At 56.8% G+C, this 20,124-nt stretch carries 23 protein-coding genes; 14 read left to right on the top strand and 9 right to left on the bottom strand.

All coding sequences use genetic code 11. The annotated features are described in order from the left end of the window. Position 1: 1 nt before the first annotated feature. The 3 genes from B9Y55_RS09650 (at position 2) to pgsW (ending at position 2,724) form a co-directional block, all read left to right on the top strand. Complete coding sequence (locus B9Y55_RS09650) at positions 2-994, top strand: Mur ligase family protein (RefSeq protein ID WP_234986205.1); 993 nt, start codon at positions 2-4, stop codon at positions 992-994. 237 nt (positions 995-1,231) lie between these two features. Then, complete coding sequence (locus tag B9Y55_RS09645; protein WP_085545151.1) at positions 1,232-1,672, top strand: poly-gamma-glutamate biosynthesis protein PgsC/CapC; 441 nt, start codon at positions 1,232-1,234, stop codon at positions 1,670-1,672. Further along, positions 1,669-2,724 carry a poly-gamma-glutamate system protein gene (gene pgsW / locus B9Y55_RS09640; protein WP_159448308.1) on the top strand — a complete coding sequence of 352 codons (1,056 nt, stop codon included), beginning with the start codon at positions 1,669-1,671 and terminating at the stop codon, positions 2,722-2,724. The genes B9Y55_RS09645 and pgsW overlap by 4 nt, the downstream gene beginning before the upstream one ends. Here pgsW and B9Y55_RS09635 read toward each other — a convergent pair. Beyond that, entirely contained in the window at positions 2,690-3,607 is a 918-nt protein-coding gene (locus tag B9Y55_RS09635) for a DMT family transporter (protein WP_085545149.1), read from the bottom strand. The two genes, pgsW and B9Y55_RS09635, sit on opposite strands and share 35 nt — an antisense overlap. 119 nt (positions 3,608-3,726) lie before the next feature. Between B9Y55_RS09635 and B9Y55_RS09630 the strand changes: the two genes are divergently transcribed. Further along, entirely contained in the window at positions 3,727-4,224 is a 498-nt protein-coding gene (locus B9Y55_RS09630; RefSeq protein WP_085545148.1) for a rubrerythrin family protein, read from the top strand. A gap of 59 nt (positions 4,225-4,283) precedes the next feature. Continuing rightward, positions 4,284-5,327: an asparaginase gene (locus B9Y55_RS09625; protein WP_085545147.1), complete on the top strand. Its 1,044-nt coding sequence runs from the start codon at positions 4,284-4,286 to the stop codon at positions 5,325-5,327. Here B9Y55_RS09625 and B9Y55_RS09620 read toward each other — a convergent pair. The 8 genes from B9Y55_RS09620 to B9Y55_RS09585 all read right to left on the bottom strand — a co-directional run bounded on the left by B9Y55_RS09620 (position 5,300) and on the right by B9Y55_RS09585 (position 14,372). Continuing rightward, entirely contained in the window at positions 5,300-6,172 is an 873-nt protein-coding gene (locus tag B9Y55_RS09620) for an ROK family protein (RefSeq protein WP_085545146.1), read from the bottom strand. The two genes, B9Y55_RS09625 and B9Y55_RS09620, sit on opposite strands and share 28 nt — an antisense overlap. A 4-nt stretch (positions 6,173-6,176) precedes the next feature. Further along, positions 6,177-7,499, bottom strand: a complete 1,323-nt coding sequence (locus tag B9Y55_RS09615) for a UDP-glucose dehydrogenase family protein (protein WP_085545145.1) — start codon at positions 7,497-7,499, stop codon at positions 6,177-6,179. After that, positions 7,496-8,398: a polysaccharide deacetylase family protein gene (locus tag B9Y55_RS09610; RefSeq protein WP_085545144.1), complete on the bottom strand. Its 903-nt coding sequence runs from the start codon at positions 8,396-8,398 to the stop codon at positions 7,496-7,498. Before B9Y55_RS09610 ends, B9Y55_RS09615 begins: the two co-directional genes overlap by 4 nt. Further along, on the bottom strand, positions 8,382-9,392 hold the full coding sequence (locus B9Y55_RS09605) for a bifunctional UDP-4-keto-pentose/UDP-xylose synthase (RefSeq protein WP_085545143.1): 1,011 nt from the start codon (positions 9,390-9,392) through the stop codon (positions 8,382-8,384). Before B9Y55_RS09605 ends, B9Y55_RS09610 begins: the two co-directional genes overlap by 17 nt. Positions 9,393-9,654: 262 nt before the next feature. Continuing rightward, entirely contained in the window at positions 9,655-10,617 is a 963-nt protein-coding gene (locus tag B9Y55_RS09600) for a formyltransferase (protein WP_085545142.1), read from the bottom strand. Next, positions 10,610-11,551: a glycosyltransferase gene (locus B9Y55_RS09595; RefSeq protein ID WP_085545141.1), complete on the bottom strand. Its 942-nt coding sequence runs from the start codon at positions 11,549-11,551 to the stop codon at positions 10,610-10,612. The genes B9Y55_RS09600 and B9Y55_RS09595 overlap by 8 nt, the downstream gene beginning before the upstream one ends. Further along, positions 11,548-12,717, bottom strand: coding sequence for a DegT/DnrJ/EryC1/StrS family aminotransferase (locus B9Y55_RS09590; protein ID WP_085545140.1), 1,170 nt, complete (start codon positions 12,715-12,717; stop codon positions 11,548-11,550). Before B9Y55_RS09590 ends, B9Y55_RS09595 begins: the two co-directional genes overlap by 4 nt. A 2-nt stretch (positions 12,718-12,719) precedes the next feature. Next, positions 12,720-14,372: a glycosyltransferase family 39 protein gene (locus tag B9Y55_RS09585; protein WP_159448307.1), complete on the bottom strand. Its 1,653-nt coding sequence runs from the start codon at positions 14,370-14,372 to the stop codon at positions 12,720-12,722. 119 nt (positions 14,373-14,491) lie between these two features. Here B9Y55_RS09585 and B9Y55_RS09580 point away from each other — a divergent pair, with 119 nt between their 5' ends. Genes B9Y55_RS09580 through B9Y55_RS09540 form a run of 9 tightly spaced genes read left to right on the top strand, consistent with a single transcriptional unit; the run spans position 14,492 to position 19,747 of the window. Beyond that, positions 14,492-14,863 (top strand): DMT family transporter, encoded by a 372-nt coding sequence (locus tag B9Y55_RS09580; protein ID WP_159448306.1) that lies wholly within the window; start codon positions 14,492-14,494, stop codon positions 14,861-14,863. A gap of 1 nt (position 14,864) precedes the next feature. Then, a complete protein-coding gene (locus B9Y55_RS09575) occupies positions 14,865-15,446 on the top strand; it encodes a uracil-DNA glycosylase (RefSeq protein WP_085545137.1) in 582 nt (193 codons plus the stop codon). A gap of 14 nt (positions 15,447-15,460) precedes the next feature. After that, complete coding sequence (locus B9Y55_RS09570; RefSeq protein ID WP_085545136.1) at positions 15,461-15,979, top strand: nitroreductase family protein; 519 nt, start codon at positions 15,461-15,463, stop codon at positions 15,977-15,979. Between the two features lie 4 nt (positions 15,980-15,983). Then, the gene (locus B9Y55_RS09565) at positions 15,984-16,352 is read left to right on the top strand and encodes a DRTGG domain-containing protein (RefSeq protein WP_085545135.1); all 369 of its coding nucleotides are present in this window, start codon (positions 15,984-15,986) and stop codon (positions 16,350-16,352) included. Continuing rightward, positions 16,322-16,780, top strand: coding sequence for an ATP-binding protein (locus tag B9Y55_RS09560; protein ID WP_085545134.1), 459 nt, complete (start codon positions 16,322-16,324; stop codon positions 16,778-16,780). Before B9Y55_RS09565 ends, B9Y55_RS09560 begins: the two co-directional genes overlap by 31 nt. 4 nt (positions 16,781-16,784) lie before the next feature. Then, entirely contained in the window at positions 16,785-18,083 is a 1,299-nt protein-coding gene (locus B9Y55_RS09555; RefSeq protein ID WP_085545133.1) for a [Fe-Fe] hydrogenase large subunit C-terminal domain-containing protein, read from the top strand. Positions 18,084-18,103: 20 nt separating this feature from the next. Then, positions 18,104-18,445, top strand: coding sequence for a serine kinase (locus B9Y55_RS09550; protein ID WP_085545132.1), 342 nt, complete (start codon positions 18,104-18,106; stop codon positions 18,443-18,445). Continuing rightward, positions 18,442-19,209: a PHP domain-containing protein gene (locus tag B9Y55_RS09545; RefSeq protein ID WP_085545131.1), complete on the top strand. Its 768-nt coding sequence runs from the start codon at positions 18,442-18,444 to the stop codon at positions 19,207-19,209. Before B9Y55_RS09550 ends, B9Y55_RS09545 begins: the two co-directional genes overlap by 4 nt. After that, positions 19,202-19,747 carry an ATP-binding protein gene (locus B9Y55_RS09540; protein WP_085545130.1) on the top strand — a complete coding sequence of 182 codons (546 nt, stop codon included), beginning with the start codon at positions 19,202-19,204 and terminating at the stop codon, positions 19,745-19,747. The genes B9Y55_RS09545 and B9Y55_RS09540 overlap by 8 nt, the downstream gene beginning before the upstream one ends. The last annotated feature ends 377 nt before the right edge of the window (positions 19,748-20,124 follow it).

The raw sequence follows: 20,124 nt of genomic DNA, 5'->3' as shown, positions 1-20,124 counted from the left end.
AGTGATCGCCGTCTTAGTGACAGGAAGCAGAGGAAAGAGCACGGTGGTCAGGATGATCCACCGTGCTATGGTGGCCTGTGGCTTGAGGGCTTACGGTAGGATAACCGGGGTTATCCCCAGGACTTTAACCCCTTCGGAGGAGGTGCCTATATTACGTTATTCCGGTGCTCACGTGGAGGAGATGAGGTGGTGGATAGCCTCCCTTCCTCCGGACGTTCAGGGAGTGGTAATGGAAAACAGCGCGGTCTCGCCGGAACTCCAGCATCTGGCTGGATCCTGGCTAAAACCCTCTGTCACCGTACTGACCAACGTCAGGCCGGACCATCAGGATATGTGGGGCGACGGCGAGGATAACGCCGCAAAGGCCCTTTTGAAAGGCATCCCTAAAGGGAGCACGGTGGTCCTGGGGCAGGAGGTTTCCTCCTGCCCTCTGGCTATGGCCCTTATCGATGAGGCAAAGTGGGATGTGGTGGTCGCTCCGGCGACCGTCGGAGATACCTCCTACCGAGCCTCCAACGAGTCGATCGCTCTGAAGGCCTGCGAGGTCCTCGGCCTTGATAGAGAGGTGTGTCTTAGGGCGATAAGATCCCTTGAGGCAGATCTGGCGGATTTCTCCCTGTTAAAAACCGATCGAGGGGAGCTGGCCTTCGCCTTCTCCGCCAACGACCTGACTACCACCGAAGACCTCTTTCGATCCCTTGGCTGGAGGAGGGAGGACGCTACCGTCCTCTTCAATCACAGGCGAGACAGGCCAGAGAGGTTCAGGGTTTTCAGGCCCTGGCTGGATCGGGAGGGCTGGAAAGAGCGAATAGTCATAGGCGACAGGCCATTTTTCATCGGCAGATCCCGATACGTTAGGTGTTTAGGTGCCGAAGATCTCAAGGCCCTGGTCGACTCAAAAGGGCTGGTATTCGGCTGCGGAAACGTGGTCTACGGAGCTCCTCTGGAGCTTAAACTTTTTAGGGAATCTCTAGAAACGCTGATCCTCGGATAGGTCGTTCCGACGGAGCCCCTTTGAGCCCGTATACTTGGCCTGCCGTAGTGTAGTACGAATGGGGCGACAGGACGTCGCCCTAAGCCGAGGGGGCACAGGACGTGCCCTCCGAGGCGGTTTGTACGAAACAGGCAGGCCGAGTATACGCCTGGGCGAGACAGGGCGCAGGCGGAATGACCTATCCGAGGGAGTGTAAACGTGAGTTCTTAGAAATATCCTTCTTTAGGAGATGATCGGTTGAGCGACGGATTTCTGTGGCTTTTGGCCATAGGTGTAGCGGTTGGTATGGTCTTTTATCACAGGACCGGAATCTCTCCAGGGGGAGTGATAACCCCGGGGGTCCTGGCCTACTCTCTAGGGGCCCCTGTGCGAGTGGCAGGGGCGGTAGCGGGAGCTTTCGGGGTATGGGCCTGTCTTGAGCTGATCTCCCGTACGATTCCTCTCTACGGCAGGCAGAGAATAGCCTTTGCCATGTTTTTGGCCCTGGTCCTCAGGATAGCCCTCGGTTCCTCCGTCGATAGCTGGTATCTGTGGTTAGGATGGGCGATCCCTGGATTGATGGCCGCCGACTTTCAGAGGCAAGGGCCGGTGGTCACCTTGGCGTCGTCTTTTTCGGCGGCCATCGCCTCCGCCATGGCCTTCAGCCTGATTACGTCGGCGAGAGGGTGGCTTCAGTGAGTTTCGACCTACAGGGCTATCGTAGTTCCTTGAGGAAGGCCAGAATCTACAGAAACCGTATCCTGTCAGCTATGGCTATAGGTCTGGCCTTTCTCTGGTGGGTCGGTGGATCCTCTCCTCTCCCCCCCGAGAGGGAGAGGCTGTGGATCAAGGTGAGAGAGGCTCAGTCCCAAATTCTCAGTTGGCGAAGGTCTATAGGCTCCTCTTTTTCCCCTTCCGACGATCCCTGGGGCTACGGACTTATCGGCCTCGAATGGAGCCCTCTTTCCACCACACTGGGCAGTCTGCCCTCCAAAAGGACCGCCTGTGATCCCGCCTGGGCCCTGGCGGCGCTGGACTGGTTCGATCGGCTAGAGCTGGAGCCCGGCGATCCGGTGGTGATATTTTCGTCCTCCTCCTTTCCAGGGATGATGCTGAACGTCCTTATGGCGGCGGAGGACCTGGGGTTAGATATCTCACTAGTGGTCTCTTTAGGCTCCTCCACCTGGGGGGCCAACGATCCACTATCCCCCTGGCCCGCTATGGCCAGCCAACTTAGGTCTAAGGGCTTTTTGCACACCAAGGCTATGGTCTACACTAAAGGGGGCGGTGGCGAGGTCGGCGGCGGCCTATCCCCTGAGGGGACGGCCATAATGGAGTCCTTCGCCTTGGCGGCCAAAGTCCCCCTTCTTGAGCTCGACTCCCTGGAGGAGGTCGTTCGGTGGAAGATGGACCTCATAGGCCGAATAAAACCTAAGGCGGTTATCTCTATAGGCGGTTCGAGCTCCAGCATGGGAGACGATCCGGTTGCCCTGTCACTGCCTCCAGGACCTCTCTATCCCGGTAGTTTTGACGGAGGAGATGGGGTGATCGGGTTGGCCCTGAGGGAGGGGTATCCTGTCGTCCACCTTCTAAACCTCAAAGACCTGGCCCTTAAGGAAGGCATACCTTTCGACTCCCCTCCCGTAATGGGCCATAAAAAAAGCCCTTTATACTCGATTATAGGGCTGTGTTTTTTCTCCCTTATGCTCTTTATATTTAAGCGGTTCGACCACCAGAGGAGGAGCTTTTGATCGCCGCGTTCAGTGCTACCCCTGCAACTATTATCCCTGCGCTGAGGGCCTGGATCGTCGATATCCTCTCTCCGAGAAATAAAGCGGCCAGGGCGATGGTCATGGCGGGGGAGAGGTTTATGAAGGCGGCGGTCCTGTTGGCCCCTATCTTTTTCACCGAGACCTGCTGAAGCAGGTAGGCCACGCAGGAGGCCAGAATCGCCAGGTAAGCCAGAGACCCCCATCCTCTAGGGGTGATCGCGGAAAAGGTGGCAAAGGACATCTCCATGGCCGCCAGAGGCAGCGACAGCACAGCGGCGAATATCATCCCATAGCCTGTCACCACCAGAGGTGTGTAGCGGAAGGCCACCTTCCTGGCTATCACAGTGTAGGTCGCAGCACAGAGGGCGGCTAAAACCTCGTAGAGGTCTCCTCTGTTGAACTCCATCGTCCGAAGGACCGTTATATCCCCTCCTGTGAGAAGGAGCACCACTCCCGACAGGGCCAGGGCTATAGCCCCGAGCCTCTTTATCTCAAGTGGTTCTCCGGCGAAGATAGCCGCCAGCAAGGCAGTCAGAAAAGGGGTTATGGCGAAGATGATGGAGGCGTTCATCACCGAGGTGTATTTGAGAGCCAGAAAGAAAAATATGTTGTTTCCGAACATCCCAGTCAGGCCTATGGCGAACAGAGGCAACGAGTCTTTCATCCCCACCTTCCACCTTCCGGGCTCAAAGAGCATCATCGCCGGTATCATTATGGCCGACGCTGCCATATAGCGCAGGAGCAGGAGGCTGGAGGGGGTTAAGTCGGCCACGGCGAACTTGCCCGCTATGTAGGTACCCGACCAGAGGGCTATGGTTATCGTCATGGGAACGTACTCCATTCCCGGAAGCGCTGATCTCATTTTTTTATGTCTCCTTTGGGCTCATCTTTTGGATACTTTCTCTAGCTGGAGTATAGCCTATTTTCGTCGTGCTATAATAGCCCCGAGAGGTATATATCACGTTCAAGGGGGAGATCTAAGTGAGCGAAAAAACCATGGCCGGTCTGGCCGAGGCCTTTGCAGGGGAGTCACAGGCAAACAGGAAGTACCTTTTCTACTCCGAGGTAGCGGACAAAGAGGGCTATACGTCGGTGGCCAAGCTGTTCAGGGCCGCCGCCGCTGCGGAAACCCTTCACGCTAAGATGCACTACCGCAACATGGGAAAGATCAAGGACACAGAGGCTAACCTCAAAGACGCCCTAGAGGGGGAGATCTACGAATACACCGAGATGTATCCCGCCTTCATCGCCGACGCCGAGGCGGAGGGCGAGAAGAGGGCCCTCACCGGCTTCAACATGGCCAACGAGGTGGAGAAGGTCCATGCGGCCCTCTACAAAAAGGCTCTGGAGCATCTAGCCGACAAGACCTCGGTGGACTACTATCTCTGCACCGTGTGCGGACACATAGAGGAGAACGCCGCACCGGAAAAATGCCCGGTCTGCGGGGCGGGATCCAAATCCTACGAGTTGGTGGAGTAGCTATAACAGGGGAAGGTCCGCTTGGGCCTTCCCTTTTTAGAAAGGAAGTGGATTAACTTATGAGGAAACTGGCCGTTATATTCACCGGAGGTACTATAGCCAGCGGCTTCGGTGAGGACGGAGGAAAGCTCCCGGACGCCAAGGCCACCGATGCCCTGAGGGAGCATATCGAGAGGGCTTTCAAGGGAAGAAACGTCGACGTGGTATTCAGAGAGCCCTGGGGGGTTCCGGGGTTGGACAGCTCGGACCTGGATCCAGGCCACTGGGTGGAGATGGCCTCGGTGATTTCCCAGGAGCTTGAACGTGGGGCCACTGGCATACTTATCCTCCACGGCACCGACACTATGGCCTACACCTCCGCATGGCTGAGCCTCTGTTTCCCCAGGCTGGACGTACCGGTGATTCTCACCGGTAGCCAGTTGACTTTGGACTATATGCCTGAGGACGTGACTGTCAACCTGAGAGGGGCGTCCCAGGTCGCCTGTTCGGACATCTCGGGAGTATGGATATACTGCAACTGGAAGCTCATTCCGGGAAACAGGGCCCACAAGGCCCAGGCTCTCCATCCCGATGCCTACGTGGCGGCCAACGGTCAGCCTCTGTATTTCAACCCCGAATGGGGCAGAAAAGGTCGACAGGAGGTGGAGAGAAAGCCTATGGCCCCCTCTCTGTCCCCTCTTTCGGAGAAGGTCCTGTCCTACGACCCCGATAAGGCGAGAGAGGTGGCGGGAGAGGTTTCCTGGATGGTGTGTACCCCCGGTTTTGTGCCACGTCTGAGAGGACAGGAGAAGATATTGGCTATACTGGGCTACGGAGCGGGCAACGCCCCTTCAAAGGCTCTCGACTCGGTGGTTAAGGCCTTCGACGGAAGGCCCAGGCCTCACGTCATAGCCTGCAGTCAGGCTGAGGGAGACACGAAAAACCCCGGCAGTTACGCAGGGGTCGGTATAGGTTCTCTGGCATCATCGGGCTTTTCTGTGTGGAACCAGATGGACTACCCGGTTGAGTTTATCCACGCACTGGGATGCTACGCTCTCTTAGCGTCTCCTAAGGCCCCTGGTTTCGTCCTGTCCCATTATCTCAGGGAATGCGATCCCAGGTAGGCAGCTCCTATAACCGGTCCGTCTCCCCCTAACGTGGAGATCAGAACCGGTGGGGCTGGGTGGAAGGACTTGGCTAGCCTGAGGTCTATAAAGGGAGCGAGCTCGTCCACCAATCCCGGTAGGTTTGAGAGTCCTCCTGAAAGTATGATCGCCTGAGGGTCCAGGCAGTGGATGGAGGAGACTATGACGCAGGATAGCCCCTCCAGCGCTTCCTCCCAGAATTGAGCCTGTCTAACGTCCTTTCTCAGGTCCCAGAGCTCCGGGACGGAGGCGACCTTTGTCTCGGCGCACCTCCCGTCGAAACGGTCGGCGGAGAAGAGGGTCTCTCCGTGTCCTATGCCTCCGCACTTGCAGGGCTTTCTGTGCAGGAGAGCCAGGTGTCCCAGCTCTCCTGCCAGCCCCCTGTGTCCCATGAGAAGCTTCCCGCCGGAGACTATGGCCCCTCCTATACCGGTGCCTAAGGTTAACATGACGAAGTCGGACAGCCCAGTTCCCTGGCCGAACCTCATCTCCCCTAGAGCGGCGCAGTTGGCGTCGTTTTCCAGATACACCGGCAGGGAGAGCCGGTCCTCCAGGATTTCCGCCAGAGGGTAGTTCTCCCAAAGAGGGAGGTTGGTCAGACCTATGACCGATCTCCTGTCCACCGATAGCATGCCGGGAAGGCCTATCCCTACAGAGCGAACTTCATCGGTTCCCAGCTCTCTGACCGCTCTCTCCAGTGCGTCGGTGGTGTCTTTAGGGTAGCGGGAGTCGGGGGTAGGGATCTTTATCCTTTGAAGTATCGATCCATCCTCTACCTTTCCTCCAGCGATTTTGTGTCCTCCCAGGTCGATGCCTATCCTCATACACTCACCTCCTTGGCCGTCCTACCGATCTGTAGATAAAGCCTTTTTCCTCCATTTCCTCTGGGTCGTAGACGTTTCTGCCGTCCAGTACGATAGGCTTCGCCATCAGGTCCTTCATCGCCTGGAAGTCGGGTTCCCTGAAAAGGGCCCACTCGGTGGCTAAAATAAGGCAGTCCGCTCCTTCCAGTATGCCGTAACCGTCGTCTCCGTAGGTCACAGAGTCTCCCAGGATCTCTCTGGCTTTGTCCATGGCTACCGGATCGAAGGCCCTCACCGAGGCTCCTGACTCTGTGAGCTCTCTGGCTATCTCCACCGACGGAGCCTCTCTCATGTCGTCGGTGTCGGGCTTAAAGCTAAGGCCCCAGATGGCCACCGTCAGATGGGAGAGGTCTTCTCCCTCTATTTCCTTTAGCCACCTCACAGGAAGGGTCTTCTGTGAAAGGTTGACCTGTTCTACCGCCTCCAGGATGGACATTTTCACGCCTTTTTTTGCCGACGAGTCCATCAGGGCCTTTACGTCTTTAGGGAAGCAGGACCCACCGTAGCCTATGCCGGGATTGAGGAACCGAGGGCCTATGCGGCTATCGGACCCTATCCCTCTTTTTACGTCCTCTACGTCGGCCTCCGAGACCTCGCAGAAACGGGCCAGCTCGTTCATGAAGCTTATCCTGGTCGCCAGCATGGCGTTGGCGGCGTACTTTGTCAGTTCCGCCGAGGGGATGTTCATAGAGTATATGGAGTTCTCGTCCCCTGTGAGAGGCGAAAATAGCCTAACCAACGATTCTCTGGCTCTGTCGGTCTCCACACCTATGACCACCCGGTCTGGGTGCATAAAGTCCCCTATTGCCGAGCCCTCTCGAAGAAACTCCGGGCAGAAGGCTATATCGAAGTCCAGATCCAGTCCCCTATCTTCCAGCTCGGATCTTATGATGGACTGTACCTGTAAGGTGGTTCCCACCGGTACAGTGGACTTTGTGACCACCAAAGTAGGTGTCGTAATGGTCCTGCCGATCTGTCTTGCCACCTCCATTACGAAGGACAGGTCCGCACTTCCGTCGGGGCCTGGAGGTGTCCCTACGGCTATAAAGACGAAGTCCGCTCCTTCGACGCCGTAGGATATGTCGGTGGTGAATTTAAGCCTCCCCTGCTTTGCGTTTCTGGAGACCATTACGTCCAGCCCTGGCTCGTATATAGGTATCTCCCCGTTGTTTAGGGCGGAGCACTTTTCCACATCTATGTCGACGCACCGGACGTAGTTTCCGCTCTCCGCTAGACAGGCCCCTGTGACCAGGCCTACGTAGCCCGTTCCTACCATACAGACTTTCATCTATCCTTCCTCCTCGGTCCCTGAATGGCCACTTTCCCCGCCCTGCCGGGCAGGTAGCCCTGTATAACCGGACAGTGGGGCAAGGTCTCCGGTTTTAGTTTTTCTCCTATCTCTCTTAAGGTAACGAAGGTTCCACCTCTAAGCTGGACTTTGGCTATGAGCTCTTCCATAGAGCCTAACATGGACATTCCCTCCATCTCGGCGTGGACCGTGTGGACGTTCAGCCCGTCGGTCATCATGTGGCAGTAACGGTCGGAGGCGTTATACCTGTCCACCCCGTCTCTGCCCAGTATCTCGTCCATGGTGGGGAGGGTGGTCGGTATCTGTATCGTCCTCATGGGCTTGCCCTTGACGACCGGTATGAATGGCCCCCACCCCCTGGTATCGCTGGCGTAGAGCAGGCCTTTCCGGTCCTCCATGGCCAGGCTGGCGTCGGTGGTCTTCCAGGCCGGGGCGGCGCATGAACGGGGATAGATCCCCGTCAGCTTTCGGTACATTTCCCTGCCCCTGTCGAACTGTCCCTCCATCTCCCCTTCGGCCATTGAGTCCAGCCTGTCCTGCCAGTCCACGTGATCCCAGGCGTGAAGGCCGACCTCGTGCCCCTGGGACAGGGTCTCCCTGAACACCGAGGGCCTGGAGGGCACTATCATAGGAGCGGGAAGGAGGGTCCCGTACATCATGGTCTTAAGGCCGTAGGTTCCCGGAGCGTCGGTTCGGAGCATCTTGGACAGAAAGCCCTTTCTGAAGATCCTCCTCACGGCCTTGCCCGAGTTATCCGGGCCGAAGGAGAAGAAGAAGGAAGCCTTTATCCCCATCCTGTCGAAGAGGTCCAAAAGCCTTGGGACCCCCTCTACGTAGCCTCTTAAGGTGTCTACGTCTACCTTAAGGGCGACTTGCATAGTACTGGACGGTCTTCCTGACCGCTTCTTTGAAGCCTATCTGGGGACGCCAGTCAAGGAGCTCCATGGCCTTGGCTATAGAGGGCTTTCTGTCCTGCACGTCCTCGTAGCCCTTGCCGTAGTAGGTCTGGGAGGGCTGCTCTATCAGTGTGGCCTCGTTGGCGGATTTTGAGAACGCAGGAAACTCCTTCATCGCCTCCACTATCTCCAGGGCCAGGGCCTTTATGGAGTGGTTGCTGTCCGGGTTGCCTATGTTGAATATCTCGCCGTTTGCCGCGCTCTTACGGTCCTCTATGATGGAGATCAGGCAGTCCACTCCGTCGGTGACGTAGGTAAAGCTCCGTCTCTGGATTCCTCCGTCCACTAAGGTTATAGGACGACCCACCGATACGTCGTATATCATCTGGGTTATGGATCGGGCCTTTCTGTCCCTGGCGTCGTTGAAGGTGTCCAGTTTTGGCCCTATCCAGTTGAAGGGTCTGAAGAGGGTGTAGGGAAGGCCCCTCTCCTGGCCGTAGGCGGTTATGACCCGGTCCATCATCTGCTTGCTGCAGCTGTATATCCATCGGGTGTTCTTGATGGGGCCCTGTATGAGCAGGCTCTCGTCCTCCAGGAGAGTGTCGCCGGAGCTCATGCCGTATACCTCCGAGGTGGAGGGAAAAATGATCCGTTTGGAGTGTTTTGCGCACATCCTGACGATCTTCAGGTTCTGCTCGAAGTCCAGCTCGAATGTCATGAGGGGATTGGTTATGTAATAGGCCGGTTTTGCTATCCCTGCCAAGGGGAGAACCACGTCGCACCGGCTTATCTGTTCCTCAATCCAGTCGTCCTGGTCGTACAGGTCTCCCAACTTCACCGAGACCCGATCCCCCAGTCCCTGGAGGTTGTCTCCCCTAAGGTCGAAGGCGGTGACGGTCCAGTCGGTCTTTTCCAGTATTCTCTCTATCAGGTGGGAGCCGATAAATCCGTTAGCTCCAAGTATCAGTATGTTCATTTACAATCCTCCATTTCTACTATAGACGGTCTCTAACAAACGCTAATTCTCGGAGAGATCGTTCCGACGGAGCCCATTTGAGCCCGTATACTCGACATGCCGCCTTTGAGTGCGAATGGGGCGACAGGACGTCGCCCCAAGCCGAGGGGGCACAGGACGTGCCCTCCGAGGCGGTTCGTACGAAACAGGCAGGTCGAGTATACGCCTGGGCGAGACAGGGCGCAGGCGGAACGGTCTCTCCGAGGGGGCTGAAAAGTGAGTTTTAGATGCCCTTGCTCGCTGGACAGGCGGGCTTAGGCTCGGTTGTAAAGGTCGCTCCCAGCCTCAGATACGACTTGGCGAAGGAGATGCCGTCTATCTCCTCTTCCCCGTGAACCTGGACCTTATCAACCTTGAGGTTGCCTTTGCCGGTTGAGACCACAAGAGGATCCAGGGATATAACCGATCCAGGCTGTCCCAGGGACGCTCCCTCCAAAGGGGTTCCCCACCAGAAATACACCTTTTTATCCCCAAAAAAGCTGAAAGCACCGGGGTAGGGGCGTGTCACCGCCCTTATGAGGTCGTATATCCGCTTGCTGCTCTGATCCCAACGGATCAGGCCGTCCTCGGGCTTTCTGCCCCCGAAGGTCGTCGCAAGGCTGTCGTCCTGAGGAACTCCCTTTGCCTCCCCCGACTCTATGGAGTCCAGGCTCCTGTTCAGTATCTCAGTGGCGGCGTCGGCGACCTTGAGAAAGACGTCTTTGGCGGTGTCGCTCTGGCCTATGGACACGACCTCCTGATCGACTATGTTTCCCCTGTCGGCCTTCTCGGTCATCCGGTGGAGGGTGGCCCCTGTCTCGGTCTCTCCGTTGAGCACCGCCCAGTTTATACAGGCCCTTCCTCTGTACCTGGGAAGGAGGGATCCGTGCATATTGAAGGCCCCCAGTTTTGCCAGCTTGAGCACCTTATCCGGTATGAGGTCCCTGTAGTAGAAAGAGAACATCACCTTAGGCTTCAGGGCCTTTATGGCCTTGAAGGTCTCTTTGTCCGACAGGTCCAGATTGAGCCATGGTTCGATCCCTCTGGAGCGAGCCAGGTCCGCCACCGACCTAAACCATATCTCCTCCGAGGGGCTGTCGGTGTAGGTTATGACCGCCGTGACGTTGACCCCTCGGTCCAGAAGGGTCTCAAGGCAGCGATATCCCACCTCGCTGTAGGCGAAGACCACCGTCGAGGGCCTAGTCATCCTCCTGTTCCTCCTGATATACGTGCCGTATTACGTACCTAGGCCGCTTTCTTACCTCCTGGTAGACCCTGCCGACGTACTCCCCTCCTATCCCTACGGACATCATGGTTATCCCCATGAGGAAGAAGTTTATGGCGAAGAGGGTGAAAACCCCTTCCGCCTCGGGTCCCAAAAACAGTCTCCTGAGTATCAGCATTATGGTAAAGCCCAGGCTCATGACCGCTACGGCGATGCCGGTCATTGTAACCGCCTGTAGAGGAACCATGGAAAAGCCGGTCATCAGGTCGAAGTTCAGCCTGATCAGCTTGAAAAGTCCGTACTTCGACTCGCCTTTTTTACGCTCCGAGTGTTTAACCGATACCTCGACGGGGCTTAGGGCGAACTTCTGGGCTAGGGCCGGGATGAAGGTCGTCGTCTCCTGGCACTGGATTATCAGGTCCACGATCCGCCTCCTGTAGCCCCTGAGCATACAGCCGTAGTCGTTGAGTCTGAGGCCGGTGATCCTGTTGGTGACCTTGTTGACTATTTTCGACGCTACCTTACGAAACAGGGGATCTTGCCTGAAGGTGCGGATGGTTCCCACCACGTCGTGGCCTCTCTCCATGGCCCTTATCAGCTTTGGGATCTCCTCGGGAGGGTTCTGAAGGTCGGCGTCCATGGTTATGACCATCTCTCCCCGGGCCAGAGAGAACCCCGCCATTATGGCCATGTGCTGGCCGAAGTTGCCGTTCATGGAGGCCACCCTGATTGAGCCCTCCCTCTCCCGAAGCTCCAGGCACAGGGCCAAAGACCGATCCCTGCTGCCGTCGTCCACCAGTATGAGCTCGTAGGGACGGTTCAGTCCCTTAAGGACCTTCACCGTTCGGCTGAAAAGCTCGGGCAGAGACTCCTCCTCGTTGTAGACCGGTATTACAAGGGAAACCTCCGGTCTCATAGATGGCTCTCCATAACCGAACGAACCCCGTTTATAACGTCCTCCACGTCAAAGTCGGTCATGGCGGGGAAGAGGGGCAGGGACACTATCCTGTCCGATACCATTTCGGCGTTAGGGAAGTCGCCCTTCCTCCATCGGTAGGTCTCCTGGTAGTAGGAGAACAGGTGAAGTGCCTGATAGTGGAGGGCGGTGCCTAAGTTGAGCTCCCTCATGGCTCCCATAAAGCCGTCTCGGTCTATGTCGAGTTTATCCACGTCCACGAGAGGGGTGAAGATATGCCAGCTGTGGACGTGGTCGTAGGCCGGAGTTCCTGGCAGGGTAAGTCCAGGCTGGTCTTTAAATGCCTCGCGATATCGGTCCACTATGGTCTTTCTCCTGGAGTTGAAGGAGTCCAGTTTTTTAAGCTGTCCTCTGCCTATGGCTGCCTGAATGTCCATCATGTTGGCCTTGAAGCCCGGGAAAAGCACGTCGTAGTGGGGGTTGCCTTTGGCGGCGTACCTATTCCAGGCCCCTTTGCTCATGCCGTGCTGCCGGAGGACGGAGATCCTCTCCGCTAGGTCTTCGTCGGAGGTGCAGACCATGCCTCCCTCGCCGGTGGTTATGTTTTTCGTCGGGTGGAAGCTGAAGACCGAGCACCGCCTCGGCCCTCTGTCCGCACCTATGGGCCTGCCTCTGTAGCTGGCCCCCAGGGCGTGGGCTGCGTCCTCCACTATGGCTAGGCCGTGCTTTTCCGCCATAGCCTCTATTCGGTCCATGTCGCAGGGCAGTCCGGCGAAGTGGACCGGCACAATGGCCTTGGTCCTGTCGGTGATAGCCCCCTCAAGCTGCTCCACGTCTATATTTAAGGTCTTAGGGTCTATGTCCACCAGCACCGGGGTCGCTCCAGCCCATATGGCGGCGTTGACCGTGGCCACGAAGGTCATAGGGGTAGTTATGACCTCGTCCCCTGGCTCTATCCCCAACCCCAGAAAGGCCAGGTGAAGTCCGGCGGTGGCAGAACTCACCGATATAGAGTAGGTCGCTCCCACTGTTTTTGAAAAGTCCTCCTCGAAGGCCTGGGTTTTAGGCCCGGTGGTGAGCCAGCCGGACCTTATGGACTGACAGAGGTCCTCTATTGATTCTTCGTCCACCTCCGGGCGGGCGAAAGGTAAAAAGCTATCTCTCATTCTTAATCCTCCTCTATAGGGCGATTGGTGATGACCAGGTCGTTCTCTCTCCAGTTTTTGCCCATTATATAGGTTTTTCCTAGTTTATCCTCCAAGTGGGACCATACCCTGGCTGGGACCACCAGGAAGACCTGTCTATGGCCGTTCCACAGCTCCAGAAACTCCCGATCCCCTATGAACCACGAGGGGTCGGTCTCCCTCTTCGCCCCGAACTCCAGCTCTCCCAGGTAGTTCACCAGAACGTTACGTCTCTCCAGGTAGAAAGGCAGTCCCTGGTTGTAATCGCCGTACTGGGCAACCACGTCGTCCTCCCTCAGATGGGGCTTTATTATATCGCTGAGTTGCCTGGCGGAGTTTATCCTGTCGTACAGGGAAAATCCCGTCTTGAAGGACAGGATGAAGATTATACCGGTTATGGTCAGGCAGATCAGGACTTTTTTAGGCGAGCCCTTAAGGTATCCCCACCAGGCCAGGCCGGTTCCCACCAGTAGGATTATCCCTTTATGGACCAGCTGAGGGACCAGAAGCTCCGATGGGAGCCTGTCCTGGACGTAGGGGTAGACCACGAAGGCCACTCCGAACAGTACGGTAAGGACCGAGGAGAGCGACAGCCCTACAAGGGTGTTTTTCAGGTCCCCTTCGTCCCATATCCTAACCGCCCTCCGACCTACCAGTATGGCCAGAGGGGGCAGGACCGGCACTATGTAGGGTATGAGCTTAGAGCTGGACAGGGAGAAGAAGGCGAAAATCACGGCAAACCACAGGGCCAGATATATCCCCGCCCAGTCCGATTCGTCCTGCCCTTTTCTTCCCTTTATCGCTTCCATGAGAGCCTGAGGGATAAAGCCCGTCCAGGGGATCGTCCCCACCAGCAGGATAGGGACGAAGAACCAGACCGGCTCGTATCGGTTATGGACCTTGGTAGCGTAACGGACGAAGTGTTCGTGGATGAAAAAAAAGTGAAAGAAATCGGGGTTGGCCCGACAGACCGCCCAGAACCAGGGAACGGTGATGGCGAAGAAAAGGATTATCCCCGGCAGGTAGAGGGTATCTTTGACTATGGACCATCTTCTGGTGACGATCATATAGCAGAGTATGACCGCTCCTGGGAGGACCAGGCCGATAAGCCCTTTGGTGAGCACCGCCAATGCCATAGCGGAGTAGAACAGGAGCAGCCACCGTCTGTTTTGGAGCCGGGCCATGAGGAAGGCCACCATGGCCACGGTGATAAAGGAGCTCACCGGCATGTCTGTGAGGTTTATCTGGGCTATGGCGAAGTAGAGCAGAGACGACGCCAGTATAACCCCTGCCGCAAGGCCGGATCTCTTGCCGTAGAGGTAGGCTCCCAGCCAGTAGGTGAATAGGACCCCCACCACCGCCAGGGCAGCGGGCCAGAAACGGGATGCCAGCTCGGTTTTGCCCATGACGGCGAAGGCCGAGGCGGTCAGCCAGTAGTGTAGCACCGGCTTCTCGAAATAGAGGACCCCGTTTAGCCTTGGGGTTACGTAGTCGCCGGTCTCCATCATCTCTCTGGGGATCTCGCTGTAGCGGCCCTCGTCGGGCTCCAGCAGGCCGTGGCCTCCTAACATCCAGAAGAACAGAAAAGATGAGAGAATTAACAGCAGCAATAGGTTGACTCTGTGGGATTTGAACACGAAAGACATTCCTCCAAAAATAATTCTAAAAATATAGATCCCCCTTGGTATAATGGATCTGGGAAGATGATATACGGTCTTCGTCCCCTTGGCAATTTCAATCGGAAAGGGTGATGCTTTTGGATTCGCTTGGCCTTGGAATGATAGTGGGATCGGCCCTCACAAACGCCGCCGCTAGCTCGATGATGAAGGCGGGATTCGGCCATAGGGGGGATCTTATGGACCACGGTGTTCTAGGGGCGGTCTGGCAGATTGTGACAAATCCCTGGGCCATCGGGGGAGTCATGTTGTTTGGGATCTCCTTCGTCTTTATGAGTGCTGCCCTTTCTCGGGTGGATCTGTCGGTGGCCTATCCTCTTATGTCGGGTATAGTCTACCTGGTGGTCCTGTCTGTGTCGGTCCTGTTGTTCGGCGAGTCCCTAGGGGTCGCCAAGCTCCTCGGTGTCCTGGCTATTCTGTCGGGTATAACCGTCCTGTCCCTTGGGGCTTAGTATGACCTGGGAGGAGCTTCATTCGGCGGTAGCTAGATGTCGCAGGTGTCCTCTACACCTGGAGAGGACCATGCCGGTCTTCGGCGAAGGCCCTAGGGACAGCTCCGTACTGTTCGTCGGAGAGGGGCCCGGTGCTGAGGAGGACCTGTCCGGCCGTCCCTTCGTAGGGAGGTCGGGCCGTTTTCTGTCCCAGCTCATGGAGGAGGCCGGAGTCCCAAGGGAGTCGGTTTTTATCTCCAACGTGGTTCGCTGTAGGCCTCCTGGCAATAGAGACCCTAAGCCAGCGGAGGTCGCCGCCTGTTTGCCCTGGCTCGAGAGGTTGATCGATCTTTTAAAGCCTGAAGTCGTCGTTACCGTAGGGAACGTTCCGTCCAGGCTTTTGCTCGACACCAAGGTGGGGATAACCTCCCTGAGAGGCGAGTTTCATCGGTGCCGTTTCGCAGAGAGGGAGTTGACCGTAAGGCCTATATTCCACCCCTCCTATTTGCTTAGAAATAGATCTAGAGAGCGGGGAAAACCTCTGTCTCTTACCCTCGACGATCTTAGAGCTTTATCTCCCTGGCTTGCCGGGGGTATTCCCTAGAAGGAGGCTTAATCATGGAAAACAAGTTAATCGACGTTATTTTGGCCCGCAGAAGCATCCGCCGGTATAAAGACCGTCCGGTGGAGAAGGAGAAAATAGACGCCCTAGTCCGGTGTGCCGCTGCCGCTCCCAGCGCAGGTAACGGTCGTCCTGTTCATTTCATAGTGATAAGGGATAGGGTGGTGTTGGACGGTATCGCCAAGGTCCATCCCTACGGTGCCATGCTGGCTCAGGCCCCTGTGGCGGTGGTGATCTGTGCCGATAAGGATAAAAACCCTCTTTCCCGATCCTACTGGGAGCAGGACTGTGGGGCTGCCATGGAGAACCTGCTTATAGCCGCCCAGGCCATGGATCTGGGGGCGGTGTGGTTGGGGGTATGTCATCTCCCCGACGAGGGGGCGGAGATAAGGTCGATGATCCACGTACCCGACCACGTGCCTATAATGGGAATTGCGTCCATAGGTTACCCCGACGAGGAGAAGAGGCCCCATTCAGGGGAACCGGCGGAGAGACTCCATCTGGAGCGGTGGTAGGGATATGAGGCTCGATCAGCTTGCCGGTTTTATAGACGCCGAGGTGGTTCACGGCCAGGAGATGCTTGAGTCTATAGAGATAGACCATGTTTACGGCGCGGACCTGATGAGCGACGTCCTAGCCTTCGCTCAGCCTGGGTCTCTGTTGCTGACTGGCCTGACCAATATCCAGATAGTCAGAACCGCCCAGATGATGGATTTACCGGCGGTGGTGTTCGTGAGAGGCAAGTATCCCCAGAAGGAGGCCGTCGATCTGGCTATCAGCCTCGATATGCCCGTTATGGTCTGCCATAAGAGTATGTTCGAGGCCTGTGGGATCCTCTTTAGGGAAGGACTGTTGCCATGTTCGATAGAGAAGCGTCAGGCTCCTTAAGCGACGCCTACACCGAGGAATATATAGTCAAAGGGGACAGTTTTCTGGAGGTCGGGGAGGCCTCGACGAAGCTGAAGAGCAGCCTCAAGATGCTAGGGTTGCCCTCAAACGTCACCAGGAGGGCATCGGTGGTGGTCTACGAGGCGGAGATGAACGTAATGATCCACGCAGGAGGAGGGGTTATTCGTGCCTATATCTACCCCGATTACCTCATAATAGAGGCCGCCGATCAGGGGCCCGGGATACCTGATGTGGATTTAGCGATGCAGGAGGGGTATTCAACCGCCTCCGACAGAATAAGGGAGCTCGGTTTTGGCGCAGGCATGGGCCTTCCCAACATAAAGAGAAACGCCGATGATCTGACCATAGACACCGAGCTGGGGAGAGGGACCACTTTAAGGGCCACCTTGCGATTTGAGAGGGGGTAAAGACGTGACCACCGGAATAAAGGTGCAGCTTTCCAGCTGTCGAGGTTGTTCCCGGTGTATAAGGGCCTGTCCTACAGAGGCCATGAGGGTTTTCGACAAAAAGGTAAAGGTCATAGAGGATCTGTGCGTCGACTGCGGCGAGTGTCTCAGAAAGTGCGAGGATCGGGCCATAGTCCTCAACGAGGATAACTGGAGGCTACTCGCCAGCCAGGAGAGGACGGTTGTCGTGGCTGACCCGGCTTTCTACGCCCAGACCAGAGGATACAGCTGTCCCGAGGAGCTGAGAAAGAGGCTTGAGGAGGCCGGTCTTGAGGATATAACCCCTTGGACGGGCCTGGCCTTCGACGTTACCGCCTACGCCATAGCGAAGGAGGTGGACAGAAGAGGGCCAGAGAGCCTCCCCCTTATATCCACCTACTGTCCCGCTGTGATCCGGCTCATACAGATAAACTACCCCGAGCTGGTGGGGCGATTCGTCCCTATAGAGTCACCTCTGGAGACGGCGGTATCCCTCTGGAGGGAGGATACCGGAAGGACCGACGACGTTACTTTGATAGCTCCCTGTCCCGCTAAGATCGCCTTGGTTCGCTGTCCTGAGGGGAGAGGGGAGAGCTCGATCCGTTATGCGGTGTCGGTCCAGAAGGTGGTCAGAGACCTTCTGGCAGGAGGGGTCGACGTAGATAGCCCTGTCCCCCCCTGTAGCAAGGAACTCAGGTATCTCCAGTGGTCCCTGAGAGGAGGGGAGGCCAAACACGTGGCGTCCTTCTGCGAGAGGCCCATAAAGACCATCTCCGTGGCGGGGCTGAGAAACACCGTCGATTTGCTCAGAGAGCTGGAGCTCGGCAGGCTGGAGGGAGTGGACTACATAGAGTGTCGGGCCTGTGACCTGGGCTGTATCGGAGGGGTTGGCAACCTGGAATCTCGGTTTCTGACCCATCTCAGGCTGGACCACTCGGAGGTCAGTTGGGAGATGGACCCGGAGACCGAGTCGGAGGTTATAAGACGGTATGATCAAGGGATATTCAAGCTGCCGATACCTATAAAGGCCAGGCAGAGGATTCCTCTGGACAAAGACCTCAAGCAGGCTATGATCCGACTGAGGGAGATGAACCAGATCTACGCCGATCTGCCCCACCTCGACTGCGGTTCCTGCGGTCGGCCTTCCTGTAGGGCTCTGGCGGAGGACGTGGTCCGAGGCAACGGCGATCCTTCCGACTGTATCTTCAAGCTCCGAGAGAGGATCTACGAGCTGGCTCAGGAGATGGCGGAGCTGTCGTCCCGCTCGCCTCACGTCCTGAAATAGAATAGAAGGGGGATTTCTCTGTGAAAATATCCGAACTGGTGGAGGCTCTGGCCCTTGAGGTCAAGGCGTCCGGTGACCTGGAGGAGGAGATCTCCGGGGTGGTCGTAGGAGATCTGCTCAGCTTTATAATGGCCAAAGGCCAGCCTGGTTGGGCGTGGATAACGATCCAGTCCCACGTAAACGTGGCGGCGGTGGCGGTGCTCAGGGATATGCCCCTTATCGTCGTAGCCTCCGGCAGGCCGGTGGACGACGATCTGGTGGATAGGTGTTCCCAGGAGGGGGTCACCTTGGCCTACTCTCCTCTGTCGGCCTACGTTCTGTCGGGGAAGATCTACGGCCTAGGGCTAACCGAGGGCTCGTGAACCTCCGGCCTGTGAAGGTAGACCTCCACCTTCACACCGTCCTGTCTCCCTGCGGAGAGCTGGAGATGGGGGCATTGGAGGTGGTGGCCAAGGCCCTTAAGGAGGGCATAGAGATCCTGGCTGTGACCGACCACAACAGCTGTCTGAACTATCCCGCCCTGAAGGGCGCCGCCAGAGATTCCGGTCTTACGGTCATACCTGGTATGGAGGTGCAGACCGTGGAGGACGTCCACGTGGTGACGCTGTTTCCCGACTACGAAAGGGCTCTGGCCTGTCAGGACTGGGTCTGGGAGACCCTCCCGGACGTCCCCAATAGGGAGGACCTATTTGGCTATCAGGTGGTTATAGACGAGAATAACGGTGTCCTGGACATGGTCCCTAGGCTACTGGTCCAGGGAACCGACAGGACGGTGGACCAGGTGCTCCATAAGGTCCACCAGCTAGGTGGATTGACCATACTGGCTCACGTGGACAGGCCCGCTTTTTCCTACCTGGCGGTGCTGGGGTTCATCCCCGACGATCTGCCGGTGAACGCTGTGGAGATATCCGCTAGGGCGACGGAGGAACAGGCCAAGGCGATAATGGATAGCTATCCATCCAGGACGTTCCTGAAGTCCTCCGACTCCCACCGGCTTTCGGAGATAGACGGCGATCGATGTTCCACGATGATCCTCGGGGACGTCTCTTTCGACGAGGTAAAAAAGGCACTCCTTCGGCAGGAAGGAAGGAGCGTAGAGGCAAAATGGAGGCGAAGCGATGCTTGAGGACCTTTCCCATCACATATTGGACATAGGGGAGAACAGCATGAGGGGAGGGGCCTCTTCTGTCACCATATCGGTGGAGGAGCTTAAAAGGGAGGGATGGCTTCGGTTCTCGGTGGTCGACGACGGTAGGGGCATGGACGAAGAGACCTGCCGTAAGGTGGTGGACCCTTTCTATACCACCAGGACCACCAGAAAGGTCGGCCTTGGCATACCTTTCCTCCGTCAGTCGGCGGAGCTCTGCGAAGGTGAGTTCAAACTGGAGTCCACCTTAGGCAAAGGCACCTCGGTGCTGGCTACCTTTCGATACGACTCTATTGACAGGCCCCCTCTAGGGGATATACCGTCGTCGATAATGACCCTGCTGGTGGAGGCCCCTAGGATCAGGTGGATATACCGTCACGTGGTTGACGACCGGTCTTTCACTATGGACATAGAGGCGATCTGGGAGGTCCTGGGGGAGCCTGAGGCCCTGTCGGACCCTTCGGTGGCCCTGTGGATCAAGGATTATATCGGGGAAAACATAGGCAACATAAGGTAGTCTCTAAAAACTCTGTTCCTCGGAGAGATCGTTCCGACGTAGCCCATTTGAGCCCGTATACTCGACCTGCCGTCGTGTAGTCGAATGGGGCGACAGGACGTCGCCCCAAGCCGAGGGGGCACAGGACGTGCCCTCCGAGGCGGTTCGTACGAAACAGGCAGGTCGAGTATACGATTGGGCGAAACAGGGCGTAGGCGGAACGATCTCTCCGAGGGGACTCAAAGGTGAGTTTTTAGAGGTTTCCATAAGGTAGTCTCTAAAAATTTACGCTTGAGGATAAGCGTTTTTACAGGTACTCATAAATCAGCCTTTCTTCAATGACCGGCCAGGACTTTTTTGATACAATAGTCAAGCTGTTTATTTTTTTTTGAGGAGGA

This window comes from Dethiosulfovibrio salsuginis (genome assembly GCF_900177735.1).
In the GTDB taxonomy this organism is placed as follows: domain Bacteria; phylum Synergistota; class Synergistia; order Synergistales; family Dethiosulfovibrionaceae; genus Dethiosulfovibrio; species Dethiosulfovibrio salsuginis.
This window is presented reverse-complemented; position numbering and strand designations above follow the sequence as displayed.